Origin of the sequence: Leptolyngbya sp. AN10 (genome assembly GCF_050565645.1) — a bacterium.
Taxonomy (GTDB): Bacteria; Cyanobacteriota; Cyanobacteriia; order Leptolyngbyales; family Leptolyngbyaceae; genus Leptolyngbya.
This window is the reverse complement of sequence record NZ_JBNXVP010000002.1, coordinates 95,417-114,508: the sequence shown is the minus strand read 5'-3', so window position 1 is coordinate 114,508 and position 19,092 is coordinate 95,417. Positions and strand designations below refer to the sequence as shown.

At 46.5% G+C, this 19,092-nt stretch carries 21 protein-coding genes; 16 read left to right on the top strand and 5 right to left on the bottom strand.

Annotated elements, in window-relative coordinates:
• The first annotated feature begins 5 nt into the window (after positions 1 to 5).
• Genes ACQ4M5_RS03440 through ACQ4M5_RS03430 form a run of 3 tightly spaced genes read left to right on the top strand, consistent with a single transcriptional unit; the run spans position 6 to position 1,493 of the window.
• Positions 6 to 464: a DUF3237 domain-containing protein gene (locus ACQ4M5_RS03440; protein ID WP_430674199.1), complete on the top strand. Its 459-nt coding sequence runs from the start codon at positions 6 to 8 to the stop codon at positions 462 to 464.
• Between the two features lie 15 nt (positions 465 to 479).
• Positions 480 to 1,091, top strand: a complete 612-nt coding sequence (locus ACQ4M5_RS03435) for an NADPH-dependent F420 reductase (RefSeq protein WP_430674198.1) — start codon at positions 480 to 482, stop codon at positions 1,089 to 1,091.
• Positions 1,092 to 1,097: 6 nt separating this feature from the next.
• Entirely contained in the window at positions 1,098 to 1,493 is a 396-nt protein-coding gene (locus tag ACQ4M5_RS03430) for a SnoaL-like domain-containing protein (RefSeq protein WP_430674197.1), read from the top strand.
• A 2-nt stretch (positions 1,494 to 1,495) separates the two neighbouring features.
• Here ACQ4M5_RS03430 and ACQ4M5_RS03425 read toward each other — a convergent pair whose 3' ends face one another.
• Positions 1,496 to 1,945: a universal stress protein gene (locus ACQ4M5_RS03425; protein ID WP_430674195.1), complete on the bottom strand. Its 450-nt coding sequence runs from the start codon at positions 1,943 to 1,945 to the stop codon at positions 1,496 to 1,498.
• A 152-nt stretch (positions 1,946 to 2,097) separates the two neighbouring features.
• Here ACQ4M5_RS03425 and ACQ4M5_RS03420 point away from each other — a divergent pair, with 152 nt between their 5' ends.
• Positions 2,098 to 2,796, top strand: a complete 699-nt coding sequence (locus tag ACQ4M5_RS03420) for a uracil-DNA glycosylase (protein WP_430674194.1) — start codon at positions 2,098 to 2,100, stop codon at positions 2,794 to 2,796.
• On the opposite strand, the gene ACQ4M5_RS03415 is transcribed toward ACQ4M5_RS03420, so the two are convergent.
• A complete protein-coding gene (locus ACQ4M5_RS03415; protein WP_430674193.1) occupies positions 2,789 to 3,343 on the bottom strand; it encodes a hypothetical protein in 555 nt (184 codons plus the stop codon). The two genes, ACQ4M5_RS03420 and ACQ4M5_RS03415, sit on opposite strands and share 8 nt — an antisense overlap.
• A 144-nt stretch (positions 3,344 to 3,487) precedes the next feature.
• On the opposite strand from ACQ4M5_RS03415, the gene psbN reads away from it, so the two are divergent.
• The 3 genes from psbN (at position 3,488) to ACQ4M5_RS03400 (ending at position 4,345) form a co-directional block, all read left to right on the top strand.
• On the top strand, positions 3,488 to 3,634 hold the full coding sequence (psbN, locus tag ACQ4M5_RS03410; protein WP_430674192.1) for a photosystem II reaction center protein PsbN: 147 nt from the start codon (positions 3,488 to 3,490) through the stop codon (positions 3,632 to 3,634).
• Between the two features lie 92 nt (positions 3,635 to 3,726).
• The gene (locus tag ACQ4M5_RS03405; protein WP_430674191.1) at positions 3,727 to 3,969 is read left to right on the top strand and encodes a hypothetical protein; all 243 of its coding nucleotides are present in this window, start codon (positions 3,727 to 3,729) and stop codon (positions 3,967 to 3,969) included.
• Positions 3,950 to 4,345, top strand: coding sequence for a type II toxin-antitoxin system RelE family toxin (locus tag ACQ4M5_RS03400; protein ID WP_430674190.1), 396 nt, complete (start codon positions 3,950 to 3,952; stop codon positions 4,343 to 4,345). The genes ACQ4M5_RS03405 and ACQ4M5_RS03400 overlap by 20 nt, the downstream gene beginning before the upstream one ends.
• Here the strand turns inward: ACQ4M5_RS03400 and ACQ4M5_RS03395 are convergent.
• On the bottom strand, positions 4,342 to 7,608 hold the full coding sequence (locus tag ACQ4M5_RS03395) for an alpha-mannosidase (protein WP_430674189.1): 3,267 nt from the start codon (positions 7,606 to 7,608) through the stop codon (positions 4,342 to 4,344). The genes ACQ4M5_RS03400 and ACQ4M5_RS03395 overlap by 4 nt on opposite strands.
• Before the next feature lie 22 nt (positions 7,609 to 7,630).
• On the opposite strand from ACQ4M5_RS03395, the gene ACQ4M5_RS03390 reads away from it, so the two are divergent.
• The 4 genes from ACQ4M5_RS03390 to ACQ4M5_RS03375 all read left to right on the top strand — a co-directional run bounded on the left by ACQ4M5_RS03390 (position 7,631) and on the right by ACQ4M5_RS03375 (position 12,619).
• The gene (locus ACQ4M5_RS03390; protein WP_430674188.1) at positions 7,631 to 9,124 is read left to right on the top strand and encodes a hypothetical protein; all 1,494 of its coding nucleotides are present in this window, start codon (positions 7,631 to 7,633) and stop codon (positions 9,122 to 9,124) included.
• Positions 9,125 to 9,196: 72 nt separating this feature from the next.
• A complete protein-coding gene (locus ACQ4M5_RS03385) occupies positions 9,197 to 9,313 on the top strand; it encodes a photosystem II reaction center protein I (RefSeq protein ID WP_071837045.1) in 117 nt (38 codons plus the stop codon).
• Between the two features lie 149 nt (positions 9,314 to 9,462).
• The gene (locus ACQ4M5_RS03380) at positions 9,463 to 11,637 is read left to right on the top strand and encodes a DUF3769 domain-containing protein (protein WP_430674187.1); all 2,175 of its coding nucleotides are present in this window, start codon (positions 9,463 to 9,465) and stop codon (positions 11,635 to 11,637) included.
• Positions 11,638 to 11,779: 142 nt separating this feature from the next.
• The gene (locus ACQ4M5_RS03375) at positions 11,780 to 12,619 is read left to right on the top strand and encodes a hypothetical protein (protein ID WP_430674186.1); all 840 of its coding nucleotides are present in this window, start codon (positions 11,780 to 11,782) and stop codon (positions 12,617 to 12,619) included.
• 81 nt (positions 12,620 to 12,700) lie between these two features.
• Here the strand turns inward: ACQ4M5_RS03375 and ACQ4M5_RS03370 are convergent, their stop codons facing one another.
• Positions 12,701 to 13,531, bottom strand: coding sequence for a PRC-barrel domain-containing protein (locus ACQ4M5_RS03370; RefSeq protein ID WP_430674185.1), 831 nt, complete (start codon positions 13,529 to 13,531; stop codon positions 12,701 to 12,703).
• A gap of 168 nt (positions 13,532 to 13,699) precedes the next feature.
• Between ACQ4M5_RS03370 and rplU the strand changes: the two genes are divergently transcribed.
• From rplU to ispD, 4 genes are all read left to right on the top strand, one after another.
• On the top strand, positions 13,700 to 14,053 hold the full coding sequence (gene rplU, locus ACQ4M5_RS03365; RefSeq protein WP_068382799.1) for a 50S ribosomal protein L21: 354 nt from the start codon (positions 13,700 to 13,702) through the stop codon (positions 14,051 to 14,053).
• 36 nt (positions 14,054 to 14,089) lie between these two features.
• Positions 14,090 to 14,359, top strand: a complete 270-nt coding sequence (rpmA, locus tag ACQ4M5_RS03360; RefSeq protein WP_068382800.1) for a 50S ribosomal protein L27 — start codon at positions 14,090 to 14,092, stop codon at positions 14,357 to 14,359.
• Between the two features lie 493 nt (positions 14,360 to 14,852).
• Positions 14,853 to 15,614 (top strand): pentapeptide repeat-containing protein, encoded by a 762-nt coding sequence (locus ACQ4M5_RS03355; RefSeq protein ID WP_430674184.1) that lies wholly within the window; start codon positions 14,853 to 14,855, stop codon positions 15,612 to 15,614.
• A 35-nt stretch (positions 15,615 to 15,649) separates the two neighbouring features.
• Positions 15,650 to 16,366 carry a 2-C-methyl-D-erythritol 4-phosphate cytidylyltransferase gene (ispD, locus tag ACQ4M5_RS03350; protein ID WP_430674183.1) on the top strand — a complete coding sequence of 239 codons (717 nt, stop codon included), beginning with the start codon at positions 15,650 to 15,652 and terminating at the stop codon, positions 16,364 to 16,366.
• 95 nt (positions 16,367 to 16,461) lie between these two features.
• On the opposite strand, the gene ACQ4M5_RS03345 is transcribed toward ispD, so the two are convergent.
• On the bottom strand, positions 16,462 to 17,031 hold the full coding sequence (locus tag ACQ4M5_RS03345) for a Uma2 family endonuclease (protein WP_430674182.1): 570 nt from the start codon (positions 17,029 to 17,031) through the stop codon (positions 16,462 to 16,464).
• Positions 17,032 to 17,169: 138 nt separating this feature from the next.
• Here ACQ4M5_RS03345 and ACQ4M5_RS03340 point away from each other — a divergent pair, with 138 nt between their 5' ends.
• Positions 17,170 to 18,951: an autotransporter domain-containing protein gene (locus tag ACQ4M5_RS03340; RefSeq protein ID WP_430674181.1), complete on the top strand. Its 1,782-nt coding sequence runs from the start codon at positions 17,170 to 17,172 to the stop codon at positions 18,949 to 18,951.
• Positions 18,952 to 19,092 lie beyond the last annotated feature (141 nt).

Here is a 19,092-nt window from a genome sequence, read left to right as displayed (position 1 = left end):
CTATGATGCTGAACTATACATTGGACTATCTTTTCTCTTACCATTTGCGGCTGAATCCACCCGAAATAATTGGTTCTGTTCCTGATGGAATGCGGGCGAATGCTTATGTCGCGGAGGGAACCTTGAATGGCGAAAAAGTGAACGGAATTCTTAGGGCAGGCGGCGGAGATTGGATTGATATTCGTCCGGATGGAGTCGCGATCACTGATGTGCGAGGCACGATCGAAACCAACGATGGTGCATTAATCTATCTCGCTTACACAGGCGTGATGGATTTGGGCGAAGAAGGTTATTCCCAAGCGACTCAAGGACAGTTTCCAAAAACCGCTAAAATTCACACGACTCCGCGCTTGCAAACGGCTCATCCGAATTATCGATGGCTGAATCGCTTGCAATGTGTTGGAATTGCAGAAATTAGCTTTGAAACATTTGAGGCTGATTTTGATGTGTATGCACTGCGCTAATCGGGAGAAATCACAATGAAGATCGGAGTCATTGGAGCAGGCGGAATTGGAGGCACGATCGGGACTCATTGGGCAAAAGCAGGTCACGAAGTATTTTTTAGTTCTCGTAATCCAGAGAAGCTTTCGGAGTTGATCACCGGAGAGAACACTCACGCGGGAACGGTCGCAGAAGCAGCAAAGTTTGGAGATGTAATTTTGCTGGCGTGTTACTACTGGACGATCGATGATGCACTTTCTGCTGCTGGTTCACTGGATGGCAAAATTCTCATTGACGCGACGAACCCATATCTGCGCGAAGAGGGCAAGCTTCATCGCGTCCCGGATGCGAGTTCAGGACTAGAAATTGCTGCAAAACTTCCCAACACCAAAGTTGTGAAAGCTTACAACACACTCCCGACTGCGACTTTTGCAAATGAGGCACATCGGTCTGATCCTTATGCGGTGTTCTATTGTGGTGATGATTCGGAAGCAAAAGCGATCGTGGCTCAATTAATCACAGATAGTGGATTCGCACCTATCGATACAGGCAATCTTACTCAGGTGACGCATCAAGAACCGGGTGGCGTTTTATATAACCATCCGATGTCCGCAACCAAAGCTCAAAGTTTGTTACCTTCTCTACGGTGAAAGACGATGAAATTACGAGATAGAGTTCAGGAATTATTGGCATTTCAGCAAACGAATCCGACGGTGCAAGAGATTTACGATCGCTTCTACGATGAGAACGTGATCGTGCAAGAGAACTTACAGCCGCCGCGTCGGGGAAGATCTTTGAGTATCGATCGACAAAATCAAATGAATGCCAATGTGAAAGAAGTGCATGAAGTGAAAATTGGCGCGGTGTTAGTGGATGGTGATCGATCTGTGATCGAAACGCATTTAGACATCACAACAATGGATGGTTATCGCATCCGAATCGAAGAATTAGGCGTGCAAACGTGGAAAGATGGGCGAATCGTTCATGAACGCTATTTTTACGATCCGGTAAATGTCAAAGGGAAAGCGGAGGAGATTAATCAGCTTCACTAGAATCATTTCGGCTTAACGACTAACACCGAGCAAGGGGCATCTTCCACAATTTGACTACTGACCGAGCCAAGTAAGATCCGCTTCATTCCGGTTAATCCTCGGCTCCCTAATACGATGAGATCAGCGTTGTGGATCTTTGCAAGTCGTACAATTTCTTCGGCTGGATCGCCTGTGACAATTTCGACTTCGCTACTGCAACCTAATCGTTGTTGATAAAGATGCAATTGTTCTTCGATTTGCGTGTAGGGGAAATGTTCGAGATCGGTAGTGGGTCGATCGACAACAACTTCAACTTCGGATTGATTCGCCGGAACGACGTGAGAAAGAACGACCTTCGATCGCGCTTCAAGCTGCAATTCTTTCAAGGTTTGTAGGACTTGATCAGATAGCTCTGATTTTGCGATCGGAGTATTTGCCGTCACATCCAGCGCAACAAGAACTGTTTTCAGCATTGGACATCTCCTTGAAAGCGCACATCGAATACTTTGACTCTAACGTAGTCTTTCTGAGGTTCCAATTCCCTTAAGCTTCTTTCCGCCTTTCGGTTGCCGCAGTTCGTCCCAATTCCTTCTAGAATTTATAAACTGAATATTTCTGCCGATCCATGTCGAACGACGAACAAATTAGCCTATTTGATCTGCCTTCAGCGGAACCTCCAACTCAGAGCGGCTTTGACCCAGAGTTGATTCCAACGAGTGCGAAAATTCCAATTCCATCCGGCACCTATCAGACGATGGAACAGATGGGCGAACATTGTAATCGCTGCCATCGCTGTGATTTAGGAGCATCGCGGACTCATGCGGTGATCGGACGCGGCAATTTGAATGCACCGATTATGATTGTCGGTGAAGGTCCGGGACAGACTGAGGATGAGACGGGAATGCCGTTTGTGGGTCGATCGGGGCAATTGCTCGATCGGATTTTGGCATCAGTTCATCTCACGACTGACGAACATGTTTTCATCTGTAACGTGGTGAAATGCCGTCCACCTGAAAACCGTACTCCGACGACCGACGAGGCGGAAGCGTGTAAAGGCTATCTTGCTGAACAAATTCGCATGGTGAACCCGAAGATCATTCTCTTAACTGGGGCGACTGCGATGAAAGCGTTAGTTGGGATTAAGCAAGGAATTACGAAAGTTCGGGGGCAGTGGATTGAAAAAGACGATCGCTGTTATATGCCGATTTTCCACCCTGCTTATCTGTTGAGAAATCAATCGAAGGATAAGGGCAGTCCGAAATGGCTGATGTGGCAGGACATTCAAGCGGTTCGATCGAAGTTAGACGAGATTCAATCTAGCTAACGTTCTCAGGCAGTCTCACGGTCACGTTAAATTGACCAGATAGAAACCGCACACTTTCGATAAACACTTCTGCCTGACCCGTTTGCTGAATCACGGGGAGGGCAGTTCCCACTAGGGCGAGAAAATAAGCTTTAATCCGTTGAGGTTTGCGACGATAAGCAACCTTCATTTCGTTCTGCAAATCTTCGAGGTAGACACAGGCGACTTCTGCTCGATCGCTGGGCAACTTTTCAATAATTGGCTGAATACGATCGAGCGCTTCAATAATCAATCCAATGTCATCGATTGGAGCCGCAACTTCTGGAGATGGCGTTTTAACGATCGAAGCTTTTCCTTTATCTGTCAAATACGCCCGCACCACTTGAAATTCGCGGGTTGCATTGTCATAAACTTTCGCAACTTTGAGATAGCCATCTTCGGACAAGGTATCGAGATAGTAGCGAATCATCTGCATCGAAGAACCGATCGCGCTGGCAATACCCTCTCCGGTAGTATTTCCGGCATCAATGATCTCTAAAATTCGCTGTTGTTTTTCGTTCAATAACATGAAGAATCGCTCTATCCCTGGCAGGATGTTTACTTTAACAAATTCGCCCAATCTTTAGCTAGTGCCAGAAAGCATTCTGAGCGATACTGCTACAATCTGTTAAAATTTGTAATAATTTCATAATACTATCAAGAGATTTCTCTCATGGATTTATCCCAAATGGAACCTGCATTCGCGCTAAATATTTCGATTTGCGCGACGATTATTGGACTGACCGGATTTGCGATCTATACGGCGTTTGGTCCTCCTTCCGCCAATTTGGAAGATCCATTTGAAGATCATGAAGATTAAAAATCAGGGGGTGTCAGACGATGCCCTCTTTTTTATAGGTTTTGGCTGTATGTACAATAGCTAGAAAACTCGTAAATAGTGAATGGCTAGTTATGCAGATCACGATCGAGCTTCCTCAAGACTTGCAAACTCATCTTGCCGAACAAGCTCAGCAACTCAATTTGTCGATCGAAACTTTAATTCTTCAATCTCTTCAAGAACGGTTCCAGTCTCCAGACCCGGACGAGACTCCAACCGAAGTTGTCATTGAGGGAATTCATCAGGGCTTACACGAAGCGTTCACTGGACAAACCATTCCACTCTCGCAAATGTGGGATGGAATTGATGCCGAGTGATTTACCTCCGGTTCAGATCGAACTTGCTCCCCGCTTCAAACGAGACTTGCGCGATCTGGCAAAATCGTATCGTCACGTTCGATCTGATCTTCAACCCCTGATTGATCAGCTTCAGGCAGGCGAGCTTCCCGGCGATCGTATCTCTGGAGTCAGATACACGGTTTTCAAAGTTCGTCTCAAGAATCGTGATGTCCAGAAAGGAAAGAGCGGCGGCTACCGAGTCATTTACTATCTCAAAGCAGGCGACTTGATCATTTTGGTTACGATTTACTCCAAGTCGAACCTTACAGATGTCGGGGTTGAAGTGATTGAAGACGCGATCGCGAAATACGAGGAAGAACTTGATTCGGATTCTTCAGATTTGCAATCGCTCTAACTCTGTTGCGATGTCTTCTTTTTGATTCGATACGATCGTATTTGCCAAGGTTCGATTTTGTCAGGAATATTGAGCGGTCTTTCTAACAAATCAACCGCTTCAATAATCTCGAAGTCGCCTTTTAAGTTCAGTTCTGCGGGTTCACCGTGGCATTCGTAACAGCGCAGAATGTACTCGTCGGGATTGTCTTCAGATTGCTTTAGGCTCGTGAGAATGAGGTTGTCTGAGCCGAGATCGAGAAAGGAATGAACGGGCGGGAGAGTGCCGTTTTCGGGGATTTTATCAAGTACGATCGCGTGAAGCGGATTGCAAAATTCTTCAGCTTTCCGAACTGTCTGAGCTTCTTTCCAGTTGCCCGCATGAGGATAAATCGCATAACTAAATGTATGTTGTCCCAAGTCGGCTTCTGGATCAGGAAACTCGGAACCGCGCAGTAATGTGAGCCGAATTTGATTGGCTGTGATGTCGGTTCCGTGCTTGTAATCACTCAAAATACTAATGCCATAATTGTTACCGCAGAAATCTACCCAGCCAAGAAAGGGGACTTCCCACTTTGCTTGATCTGCAACAGAGAGCGGTTTTGTAGTTCTAGAAATTGCACCAGCAGAAATACCACAAGTAAAAGAATCCGCTTCTAAATTTAACGGAAATGCAGCCTTGATTAGCGTGTGTCTTTCTTGCCAATCAGCACAAGTGAAGATTTTAAGAATCGCAGAATCTTTCTCTAAAGAATAGTATTGATAAAACTTGGAGCTTCCGATCTCTTTTTCAATGAAAATGCTCGATCGAAGATTGCTATGTGTAGCAGGTGTAATTCGTATGAGGTTGGCACTTGGTAACGGAAAATCCGCATAGCTAGGATTAATATTCCAAGCATCCCAATATTGACCTTCATCCTTGAAAGCCTGCAAATGATTGCTTTGTCTAGGTAGAATCTCTTCGTCCTTGATTTTGTCAAAAAAGCTAAATATTTCTCCGGTTTCTGAATCAATTTCTACTCTGATTTTCTCATTTTCTAAGACAAGAGATTCTGGAAAATTAGCCTTTTCAAACATAGAGGGTTCGGAGTATAGCCAGAAGCAACGATAGCCAAGAGAAGGGATATCTTGTGCATAGAAGCTAACAAGGTGAACTGTGCGTGGTCCAGTGATTTTAAGTTGGCTTTCTGACTCGATTTCTTTTCCAGTTTCATCACAAGCTTTCCAAGTTCTAGAAACTTGTCCTTCGGTTTCTTCAATGATTACCGTATGAATTTTAGAACGTGACCAAGTTGAAGCATTGAAGACAACTATTGATTTAGCATTTGCATGTGGAGACGGTGGCAGAGCAAGTTGATTTGCGATCGCGCTCATTGCTTGTTGCTGAATTTCGCCACAAATTTGCAGTGCATCTTCCCATTCTCGATTTGCATCCACAAAAACTTGAGTCATAGAAGAACCAGGAAGAATATCATGAAACTGGTTGAAGAGAACCTTCTTTCTAGCAATTTCTATGACTTCTTGAGGATAAGTTTTATTAGTTGTAAGTGCTGCGATCGATGCCCATATTTCTGCTTCACAAGCAGTATTTTCACAGTCGCGATTGAATTTCTTCTGATCGCCATGTGTTGTATAACACCCGCGATGAAACTCTAAATAAAGCTCATCATTCCAAGTTTCTTTTGGAGCTTCTAAGCTTTCTAAATAGTTCAAAGCAGTCGTGAATTCTAACTTTGGAAAAAAGGGCGATCGCTTCCATCTCTCCGCAGTTTCCAACATATCCCGCGTCGGACCTCCGCCATGATCGCCCACGCCAAACAGCCACAGTGCATGAGGTTGTCCGGTTTTCTTCACCCAGTCCCAAGCGAATTTTGCCATTTTGATCGGCTCGATCGATTCCCCGATCGGGGATGACATCAAACTTTTTACCTGACTTCCATCGGGTGCTTGCCAGTTAAACCATTCATACGGAAACTGAGTCGTATCATTCCATCGAAGTTTTTGAGTTACGAAATAATCAATCCCTGCAAGTTTGAGAAATTGCGGAGTTTGCCAATTGAAACCAAAAGTATCAGGAAGCCATGCAACGCGACAGATTTCACCAAACTTTTCTTGACAGTAACGTTGACCATATAAGAGATGACGTACGATCGATTCTGCATTGATCAAGTTCATCTCTGGTTCAACCCACATTCCGCCAACGATTTCCCACTTTCCAGCTTTGACTTGTGCTTGAATTTGAGCAAAAATCTCTGGTCGATTTTGTTCAATCCATTCGTATAATGCGGGTGTCGTGTGGCAGAAAGTAAGTTCTGGATAATCTTTTTGTAGATTTAGAACTGAAACAAATGTGCGTTCTGCGGCTCTCCAAGTCTCTTCAACATCCCAGAGCCAAGCCATATCTAAATGAGCATGACCGAGTAAATAAATTGTGTGTTGTTTGATTTTGGAACTGATTGGGAGAAGGGCAGTTCTTAGGGATTCTAGAGATTGATGAAATTGTGTTCTATTACGAATCTTCCAATCAAATTCAATGCCTGAGATGGATGGAGAGTTTTCGCTTCGTTTCGGTATCGCCCCGGAATAGAATTCGGGGCTATCGGTGCGAAGTCCGTTAGAAACGGACTGAAGAGATTCTTGTAAATTGTCTTCAGTCCCCTTTAGTGGACTTTGTTCTGTTAGCCCCGAATTCCATTCCGGGGCGGGTGAATGTGATGAATGAGTTTCTCCAAATACTCCCTCGGCATTTCCCATCTCAAATGCATTGATATAACTCCGAATCACTTCTAATTCATCTGCGACAAACCCCGGATCAATTTCGTCGTAATCCGATTCATAAATTAAACGCGATCGCATTAATCCCCCAATGTCATGCCCCGGACTAATCAATCGAATTGCAACCGCAACTTTTTCACCAGGAACAACATTAGAACTTAAAACAATTCGACAAGAATGATCAAATAAATCGCCTTCCTGAACTTTCTCACCGTTCACATAAACTTCTGCGAATTCTGCCCACCAAGTTAACGCCAATCTCAGTGTTAATCCCGCCACTGGATACTCATTTAATGACTCAGGAAAAACGAATTCTTGATAGAACCAGCGGACTTTTCGCCCTTTTTCCCACACTAAATACCGCTTCTCGTTCAGTTCAATTTTTGTAAAGGACTGTGACGGAACATCCTCGATCGCGCAATCTTCGCAGACTAACCAATGTTCGATCGTGTCTTGTTGGACTAAGTTGCGTAAACGCTCGATAAATGATGCAGCAAGAACGTCAGTCATACCGATATGATGAGGGTGAGAAATGCGATTCGTCCCCCAGTCTATGACTTCTCGACGCTACCAAAGCCAATTTTTCAAGTTTGTTACCCAACAAACTCAGAAACTCGCTGACAAAAGTGCCACGCTCCTCAGACACGCGAAAGTGACGGCAATCTGGACAACTCAGATTTTGCTGTACCCGATCTATGCAGCGTTTCAGGGCACAAGAGCGATCGGGCAACAAATTGGACGAACGGTTGAAAAAGCAGTCTTGCGATTGCGGATGAGTCGAGAGGAAATTCCGGTCGATTCTGAGTCGAATCTCATTGATGCACCGATTCAGAATGTTTTGACCGCAGTAAAACGAGCCTTGGTCAGCGGCGGAAATTTGCCTGTTTTGAGAGAACGGCATCCATTAGTCGTGATTGGGCGATTTTTGATGCGGCGGGAAGAAACGTCGATCGCATCAAATCCATATCAAATTCAAGCGATCGCTTGTGCGGTTGATACTCGAAAATTCGTTCTCATTCTCGAAGGCAATGTCATTTTCGACATTCTCACACCCGAACAGCAACAACAAATCGAGCATCGAATCCGGTTAGAACTGGCACGATATTGGCAGTGGAAACGCAAGCTGTATCTGAAATCTGCACCGCTCGGATTGCCTGAAGATCGAGAAACATTACTGCCACCGATTCGGGTGTTCAGACAATTGATGGCTTGGGTGCAAGCGAGTCCAGTCGCGATCGCAATTAATCTCTTCCAAGAAGCCGAAATCGTAGAGCAACCTGGAGAACTCGATTGGTTTGTGCCCTCTGTGCCGCTCTCTGCGTGGAATCCTGGCTCTTTAATTCCGAAAGCTCCAAGCCCAAGAAATATCACGTCTTGGTTTGCTCAACTGCCGAATTTGACGGACTTAGAAGCCTTGATTTGGGCAGCGATTCATTACTTTTTTGGAGAACGGACTCGATTCTCTCCGGCACATGAGGCATTATCAGGAACCACTTCGACAACTTTGGGATTTCGGGATCTGTTTCGGGTCTCAGGACGAGAAGCGATGCCTAAGGGCACAGCAAAGCTGTCCGCCACTCCAGAAACTCTGATTTTGGAAGGAACCGCGAGCGGATTTGGCGAAACTCGATCGTTCTCATTCGCGCCTTCGCTAAAACAGAAAATTCGCGAATATTTGAGAAAGCTTTCGGGTGCGATCGTGCATCAAAAGAAAGTCGTTGTGTGGGAAGAAACTTCGATCGTAATTTCTCGAACTGAAGAAATCGTCACTCAAACTCGATCAGATCTCATCAACGCCGAATCGAATCCTACTGAGATCACTTCAACTCAAACCAACACGCTAACCGTAGAAGCTCCAGAGCCTTTCGAGGTAGAAACCGCATTTGATTGGATCGAAACCCCAGTCAACCAAGCTGAATACGTTCTCACCCCGTGGCAGAAATTCCTTCAATGGATTGATTCTGGCTTCTTGTGGATTGAACAGAACGTCATTTTGTTCTGGCAGTGGCTCACTCGTAGGCATTAAAAACGATCCCGCACTCCTGTAAGATGAAGGGACGATTCCCAACCATCTCCCATCGCCTTTGGAGTTATTGACATGATCACGCTCAAAATTGTTGTTTATATCACTGTTGCCTTCTTCGTTGGCTTATTCGTGTTCGGGTTCCTTTCAAACGACCCCGCACGGAACCCCAACCGCCGCGACTTAGAATAATTCGATCTCGCATTCGAGAATGAGAGGGCAGACGACCTGCCCTTTTTTTATAGGAAAACCAGCGGAATCAATTTGGCGATCGCGCTCGTCATCCGTTAAAGTGCCTATGCGGTTCCCTATTGTTAGCTTCGAGACAAATTTATTAAGATATGCCTTATCCGGTTCCCCCTCCTGAACCCCCCGCGATCGTCCAACCCGCTCCAGTTGCAACAAAGGTCGAGCTTGCCAAGCCAACTCCGCCTGAAAAAGTTCCGATGGAGCAGGAAACATCCAATCGCGCCGTAGATTTAGCGGGAACCGAATCGATCGCAGCTTCAGAACCGAATTGGAGCTTTGCAGAAACTCCCGTCGCCCAAACGCCTCCCCCTCCAGCGACGACCCCCTCTAGCCCGCTTCCAATTCCGACTCCCGCTCCAACGCCAACTCCCGCTCCCACACCCGCCCCGACTCCAAACAATATTCCAACTCAGCGGCTTAATGCGGAGGGCGTTCTTGAACTCAAAGCCGATCGACAAGAATTCGACCAGTTTCGCCAAGTTTTCACTGCTGAAGGGAACGTCTCACTCCGGTTTCGAGGTGCGTTACTGACAGGCGATCGCTTACAAGTGAATTTAGTCAATCGACTGGTGGTTGCAGATGGAAATGTCGCACTGACCAGAGGCGAGCAAATTCTGCGGGGAGCGCGATTTCGCTACAACTTGATCCAAGAAGAAGGAACCGTCGAACAAGCCAGCGGCGAGATCTTTATCCCAAGTGCGGGAACTGATTTGAATCCGAATTTGCCCACGAATATTACGGCAGGAGTCGTTCCGGTTGGATCAGTGGGCGATCGCGCTTTGGCAACTCAGACTAATATTTCTCAGGCGGGTGGAGTGCGGATCAGTGTCGGGTCACAGCGGAACCCAAGCGGCATTCCTGGCTTGCCTCAAGATGGAGGAAGCGTCCGGAGATTACGCTTTGAAGCAGCACAAATCGCGTTTTACCCAGAAGGGTTTCAGGCAAATAATATTCGGATTACGAACGATCCATTTTCGCCACCTGAACTAGAACTCAGAGCCGATCGAGCAGAACTGAGAAGAGTCGGACCTTTGCGCGATGAAATTCGCACGACTCGAAATCGATTGGTTTTTGATCAAGGATTTAGCTTACCGTTACCCAGTCGAACGATCGTACTGGATCGAAATCAGCGATCGCCTGCGTTATTCAATTTTGGAATTGATGGAACCGATCGCGGCGGTGTCTTTATCGAGCGTGAGATCAATGTCTTGCCTCAATCGCCCGTTCAATTCACCGTTACACCTCAGTTTTTTGTGCAACGAGCGATCGAAGATCGCAGTAATATTGCCGATCTGTTTGGAGTACGCAGTCAATTATCGGCGCGGCTGACTCCTCGGACACTGATTCGAGGGGATGGCGTATTAACGAGTTTAGATTTTAGTCAGATCGAAAGTTCGCTGCGGGGAAGTTTGCGGGCGCAGCAACTCATTGGAACCCATACCTTGAGTTTGGAAGCGAGTTACCGCGATCGCTTATTCAATAATTCACTCGGTTTCCAAGATGTTCAAAGCAGCGTGGGAGCGGTCTTTTTCTCGCCTGTTGTCCCAATTGGTAACACCGGAATTAATCTGAGTTACCAACTGGGTTATCAATTTGTGAACGCAGAAACCGATCGAGCAGATTTACTGGCTCCTGTTCGATCGAATAATCGGATTAGTCTCAGTCGATTTCAAGCGAGTGCGGCTCTGAGTCGTGCATTTACGCTTTGGCAAGGACAACCGTTACCAGCAACTCCGGATCAAGGGTTGCGCTATTCTCCGATTCCGATTCGTCCGTTTGTGGCGTTGGCAGTGGGTGTAACAGGTGTGGGAACGGCTTACAGCAATGGAGACAATCAAAATAGCATCAGTGGTGCGGTGAGTTTGGTGGGTCAGTTCGGGCGATTTTCTCGTCCGTTTCTAGATTACACCGCGTTCAATGTCACGTATTCTCAGGCGTTTCGATCGGGATTATCGCCGTTTTTATTCGATCGACTAGAAGATACTCGAATTCTCTATGCGGGGATTACTCAACAGATTTACGGTCCGTTCCGCATCGGATTTCAAACCGCTTACAATATCGGTAATGGTCGTGAGATTAGCACTGATTACTTTTTAGAATACAAACGTCGTACTTATGGAATCACTGTGAGATATAACCCAGTGCAAGAATTGGGATCAGTGGGATTTGAGATCAGTGACTTTAATTGGAATCGGGGTAGTACAGAGCCATTCTCTGGTAGCGGCGTGACTCCGGTAGATGGCGGCGTGATTCGATCGCCTCAATAAGATGGAATTTGGCTGAGTTATGAAAAGCATCACGATTATCGTCGAGTTCACATTCGGATCTCTGGAAAAGACGAGTCAATTCTAAAAAGAATGGTTTTAGATAGAGGAAATCAACTGCTTTTTTGCCTTAGAATGGCGAAGTATGACGACAGATCAGGCAAAAAGTTCTTCTAGCGATTCCAACGTGGCTCTGTGGCATGAGACCGCGACTCAAGTAGTGGATTTATTGACCCACTACAGCTTTGATCTGGGCGGGAATCAGGCGCGACAATTAATCGATCGATGGCAATCCACTTACTCCCCCAATTGGATTCGATGGGCAGTGATCGAAGCCCTCTATCAAGGACGATATAAAGCAATTTCAGTCGAACAAATTCTGCAACTTTGGCAACGCCGCCAACAACCTCGCTATCACTTCAATTACGAGTTTGAACGGTTAGTTTGCAACAAGTTCCCCCGCACTTTATCAGAATACTCAAAACAAAAATCTGCCCCAGATACAACCATTTTGCCGGATCTGCCTGCACCGAGTCGAACCGCTTCCCCTGCACCAAAGGTCGTTACAGAGTCGTCGATCGCAGAACCGCCACCCTGGGCAGAACTGGCAGAGCAAATCCAACAAGAAGAACCCGCTGAACCTGTCAATGCGATCGTTCTACGTGGCGAAGCGATCGCGCCTCTAAAAGTGGATCACCTCGAAGCGCCAGAGATTTTGCTCAATCGAGTTGCCAAACTGCAAGCAGGAGTCGAAGCCCTAATCGAGCAAGCGACCTCAAGTCTAAATGCCTCCAATGAGGCGATGAAAATAAAGCTGCACCCTGAAGAAACGAAGAACGAATCAGAGAATTCTGAGGAGCCATCCCTGGATTTATCTGAAGAAGTTCATCCTCCGATTCACCAATTTATGCCAATGCCAACCGAATCGGAATTTCACAGCAAACTAAAGGCAGTGGTCGAACAAGAAACCACGATCGATTCTTGACACAACATACCTCTTTAGCTCTGGTCAGCCCCGAATTCATTCCGGGGCGAATCGAACACTTCGATGCTGTTCAAACAGCCTCTAAGCCCAATCGTCGTCATCGTCCCAAATATCAGCAGCAGGAGATGACGAGGTTTGGGGCGGTTTCACTTCTTGTTTGGGTCGCGGTTTCGGAGGTTCCTCTTCCCAATCGTCCCAAGGTGCAGGCTCAGACGTGGGAGCAACATACGGCTCGGTTTCATCGAGCGCAATCTCTTCGACAAATTCGTAAGCTTGCTCAGTCATCGATCGAGCTTTTTCTTTTAATTTCCGCGCTTTTTCCCGTGCGATTTCAGCCAGCGATCGAACTTCTTGTGTCACCTGAACTTTCTCATCGCTCAGAAGATCTTTCACTTTCGAGAATCGTTCCTGCACTCCACCGCGATACACCGCAAACGATTCGACCGATTCTTTCGGAACCATCGCCCGACGACTTCCATATCTCAAAATATAGTTCGGTGGCAAAAGATAAACGCTTCCAACAATGCCACCCCAACCATCGGAAACATAGAGATAGTGTTGAATTTCACCCGTTTGCAAATCGAATAAGTAATCAACAATTTTTCCAACTTGATCGCCTGAGTCCGTCCAAACTTCGCAACCGACAAGCGTTTCAAGCTGTTTCACTTTCTCGGCATCGGTTTCGACAGGTTCCGAATTGACTAAAACGCCGTTACTTCCGATCGCTTCAAGTTGCTCCAGATTAAACGCCGTTTTTTTCTTACCAAGCCAACCCGACTTACAGATAAAGCCCAAGACTCGATGTACTTTTGGGTACATCCACATGACTTCCACCTGTCCCACCTCTTGCATCGAACCCTGGTCGAGGACAGTCTGATTCAAAAGCTCACTCTGCTTAACGATTTCTGCCATAGCATCACAAACGCTTTCCCTACTTCTCAGTGTATCTCGCACCCGCAGAAAATGTGACTTGACAGTAAACCAATTCATTCTGCATACTAGATAACTAGCTCATGCTCGGATCAGGTATGAACTGCGGTTTCGATCGCGACCTGTACGGCAACTACTTAGGAAAACCTCATGGCTTACGCAATTATCGAGATCGCAGGGCAGCAGATTCGGGTCGAACCGAGTCGGTTTTATGATGTCAATCGCCTTGTTGGAGAAGAAAACTCACAGCTTGAAATCGATCGCGTTTTATTCGTGAACAACGAAGGCGACATCACGATCGGTGCGCCCGTTGTCGAAGGTGCAACCGTTCAAGCGACCGTCATGCGTCATTTGCGCGGACGAAAGGTGATCGTCTACAAGATGCAACCGAAAAAGAAAACCCGCAAAAAACGCGGTCATCGTCAAGAACTCACCCGGATTATGATCGATTCGATCAGCGTCGGTGGAAGTGCAATTGCGACGAAAGACGCGGCGAACGGTTAATCTAGAGAATACGAGAACACGATTTCAGAGGGAATTATGGCTCATAAGAAAGGGACAGGTAGTACTCGGAACGGACGCGATTCTAATGCTCAGAGATTGGGTGTAAAGCGTTTCGGCGGTCAAGTGGTCAAAGCGGGCAATATCTTAGTTCGTCAACGCGGCACGAAGTTCCATCCTGGAAACAATGTCGGACGTGGCAGTGATGATACGCTGTTTGCTCTGATTACTGGCGAAGTGAAGTTTGAGCGGGTTGGCAAAGACCGTCAGAAAGTCAGCGTTTACGCGACCGAAGGATGTTCCGCTTAGATTGAACTTGAATCGATCGAGAGCCGTCCAGCGTTGGGCGGCTTTTTAGTGACAAAAGCGAGATGAACCCAAACGCGGGTTAACTCAAATCTTGCACCAATCTCAAAAAGACCGTTTCTGGCTGTTTCGTTCCCCGCTCCATTCCGCCCTCGATTCAAATCGGGGCTAACCGAGGAAAGTCCACTGAAGTGGACTCAAGCCCCACACTCTGGCTCTTAGGAGATTTATCGAAAACAAATTACCCGCTGTCTTCGGCTTCGCTCAGTCAGCTAGAGATCGCGCCCTGAGCGAAGCCGAAGGGCAGTCTTTCAAGCGGTAAGCTCTTTCGTAGAAATCTCCTTAGTCCTCTTTAGAGGAGTTTCCTCGATTAGCCCGGAGATTGATCTCCGGGTGGGGCAGTGGACTGAACGAAAGGCTTGAAAACACGCGAACTGAGAGTGGTGCAAGATCTCAGTTAAACTACAATGAATTCTCTGCTTTGACTTAGATTGTTATGAAAATCTCGATCGCGCTTGCAACGATTACTGGAATTTTGCTCTCTGCTCTCTCAGCCCACGCCCAAACTGATCCTGTTCAACAAGTTCGATCGACAAAAGAATGTCGAGGGTGTAGCTTGATCAATGTGAGTCTGGCAAATTCCGATCTGAGCACTGCAAGACTGATCAATTCTTCGCTCTTTGGAAGTGATTTTAGTAACGCGAATTTGACAGGAGCGAATCTAAGTGGCGCTCAGGCGGGTGAAGTCGTTTTGGATGCTCGATCGAGCGAGCGACGAAACAGCAACTTTACCGCAGCAAACTTCACCAATGCAGATATTAGTCGGGCTTCACTCAGTCGAGCCATTTTCGATCGAGCAAACTTTACCAATGCTTATTTGTTAAGTACTGATTTTGGATCGGCTCGACTCGCAGGCGCGAATTTCCAAGGAGCAGCCCTTAGCACTGCATTCTTTGGTGGAGCCGATTTAACAGGTGCGAACATGGCAAATCAACGATTGGTTAGTGTGTATCTGAGAAATACCAGACTCGATCGAGCACAACTTGCAGGGGCACAGTTCGATAGCTCCGATTTGACGAACGCAGTTTTGAACAGCGCAGATTTGCGAGGTGCAACTTTTACTCGCACTACGATTACCAATGCCGATTTCACAGGGGCGCAAATTGATCCTGCGATCGTGCCTCAACTCTGCCAAATTGCAAATGGCACAAACACAATTACGAATGTGCAAACTCGTCAAAGTTTAGGCTGTCGCTGATACACTTTAAACCCGAAGTGTTGTTGAGATAGCTTGTGTACTTACTGATTCCTGCGGCGGGTTCTGGACGACGAATGGGCAGCGCGTGGCAAAGCCAGAGCAAAGCTCCCCGCAATAAATTGCTGCTTGATTTATTCGGAAAGCCAATATTAGCTTGGACTCTTCTCGCCGCAGAAGCTTCACAGACGATCGAATGGATTGGTATTATCGGACAATCGATCGATTGGGAAGACTTCAAATCGATTGTTCACGCGCTCAATCTCACGAAGCCTGTTCACTTCATTCAAGGTGGTGCAACTCGTCAAGAATCGGTCTACAACGGACTTCAAGCTCTGCCACCAGAAGCTGAGAATGTTCTGATTCATGATGGAGCGCGATGTTTAGCAACTCCAGAATTGTTCGATCGATGTTCTCAAGCTTTAGATACTTGTAATGGATTCATTGCTGCAATTCCGGTGAAAGATACGATCAAAATTGTAGATGCGTCGGGTGTAATTGCAAGTACTCCAGATCGATCGAAACTCTGGGCAGCACAAACGCCTCAAGGTTTCTCAGTTCCGTTGCTGAAGAAATGTCATACTGAGGGACGGCGGAACGGTTGGGAAGTGACCGACGATGCAGCATTGTTTGAACAATGTGGATTAGAAGTCCGAATTGTGGAAGGGGAAGAAACGAACTTGAAAGTGACGACCCCAGTGGATTTAGCGATCGCGGAATTCATTCTCAGACAGCGATCCTTAGAGGGTGTTTGAGAAGTATAAAAAGCGGCTTTGCTGCGTTGCCAGTCCGCCCGGAGATTCATTTCCGGGCGGGTGAATGCGATAAAAGATTACTTCTCAAACACCCTCTAAGCTGAAAAAATCTGCGTTGCAGTAAGCGTCAGCATGGAAAACGTTGGAGACTGAATCATTTGATCACCTTGAAAAGTTCCAACTTCTCGATAGGTTGTGCCGTCTAGCTCTAGAACAGTCACGATTTGAGTTTGAGGATCGATAATCCAGTATTCAGGAACGCCGCGATTTTCGTATTGTTCTCGCTTGGTCGTGTAATCTCTCGATCGACTGGCTTCCCCTGGGCTAACAACTTCAACAACTAGCAGCGGTGGAACCATCCACAACAGAACTGTGTTCCGTTGCTGTAATTGTTCAATGTGTTCTTCCTGGAGCACAGTAAAATCAGGAAATCGATTTTGGGGTTCTCCTCTAACCTGTAGTTCTAATCCATGCCCTCTGAGCCTGCGGTATCCAATCAGTGGCAATAGTTGTGCAAACAGAAAATTTGCAATTTGAAAATTTCGTCCGGATTCAGGTGGCAACGCGACTAACTCCCCGTTCAGCAATTCGTAAAGCTGTTCTGTCCCGTCATCATACGCCAAATATTCTTCAAAGCTCGAAAATCTGATTTTGGCTTGAGTCATCCCACTTGATCTCCAACGATCGCTCTTTCCATTTTGCCGCCATTTCACGGACTACAAATAATAATTGCTTAACTAGCAACATTCTGATTTATCTGCTTTAAACTGTAAGCCAAGTGTGATGGAGTATTACTAAGTACGATGAAACGCCAATTTGTTGTGGCTCTATTCTCGATCGCGGTTTGTTCACTGCCAGTTCGCGTCTCGGCTCAATCGATCGAAGGGTTTACTGTTTTCGGAGATAGTCTTTCAGATAATGGCAATGCGTTCAGAACAACAGGCGGTTTAATTCCACCGAGTCCTCCTTACGTCAATGGTCGCTTTACAAATGGTCCAGTTTGGATTGAAGATCTTGCAGCACGTCTGAATCTAACGCCAACTACGGTCAATTTTGCTTTTGGTGGAGCAACAAGCGGCACGGCGAATACTTTACCGATTCCTTCGCCGTTGTTTCCGGGAACGACCACTCAGGTGAATCTCTTTTTGCAAAATTCGCCGCGTGTGAGTGCCGATCAAGCTTTCGTTGTCTGGACAGGTGCAAACGATTATCTAGGCGGAGGAGTTACCAATCCAGCCATTCCAGTCGGTAACATTTCTAGCATTTTGCAACGATTAACTGCCGCAGGTGCAGAAAAGCTGATCGTCCTGAACTTACCAGATTTAGGAAAAGTTCCTGGTACGATCGGCAATCCCGCTCAAAGTGCAGGACTGACACAACTTTCAGCCGCACACAATCAAGGTTTGAGAGCTTCACTCCAAGCATTGGCGCAAAGTCAGCCGAATGTGACGATTATCCCGATCGACATTGCTGCATTAGTCAATGAAGTGACGACTGAACCCGCCCGATTCGGCTTTACGAATGTGACTACGCCTTGTATCGGAACAGGTGCAAACTGTGATCAATTTTTGTACTGGGATGCGCTTCACCCAACTACAAGAGCGCACCGAATCATTTCAGAGTATGCGTTTGATATCTTAACGGCTCCTCAAACGATCGTGCCTCAAGCTGAAATTGCGCTCGGTGTCGCTGGTCGCCCGACCACTGATTTGAATGGTCGATTAGTCACACTGCGAAGCCCGAATCCGAATCAGAGATTGGGTGTGTTTGTAAATGGGGACTTTAACTTTGGAAATCGGGATAGTAGCGATCGGACTTCCGGTTTCGATTTTGATACCAAGGGAGTCATCGTTGGAGCAGACTATCGCGTGACTGATGATCTAGCTCTGGGTTTAGCGTTTAACTATTTCAACAACAGCAGTGATTTGAATAGCAATCGAGGCAATGTTTCGATTGATAGCTATTCGCTTTCTGCTTATGGAAGCTATAACCGCGATCGATTGTATGCAGATGCAGTGATTAACTATGGTTGGAATAACTTTGACATCGAAAGAAACATTCAGGTGACTGGATTCCGACCTGCTACTGCCAGCACAGATGGAAACCAATTCTCAGTTCGATTGAACACTGGATACAATCTGGGACAAAATCAACTCGCGTTTGGTCCAATGGTTGGTGTTCGCTATACCAAAGTGAACATTGATGGCTACACCGAGCGCAATGGTAGTATTCTGAACCTCAATGTCCAGGATCAAGAAGCGGATTCTGTGGTTCTGAATGTTGGCGCACAAGTGTCTTACGATTTCCGTTCTCCTTCTGCCACAATTACGCCTTATCTAGCTGCGAACTATGAGCGTGAATTTGCGAATGGTAGCCGTGAGATTGTTACTGAGCTAGTCAGTCAGCCTGGAATTCCGAATCGAACTCAAACCGATTCACCCGATCGAGATTTTGTCCGATTGAGTGCGGGAGTTCAAACTCAATTTGCGAATAATTTATCGATCGGGGTTGGCTACGAAACGATTCTCGGTAAACGGGACGTTAGCGATCATGCGGTTCAGGCGCGACTTCGCTATCAGTTCTAGTTGATCTATGATTTTGAGGGCAGAGTGAGCAGATTGATGTCAGGAACCCAGCCCTAAAGGACTGAGCTTGTAGACTCCACGTCGCTTAGGCGCGTGTCGTTTGCCAGCTATTCTGACCAGACTAAGCCTTTACTGGCTACG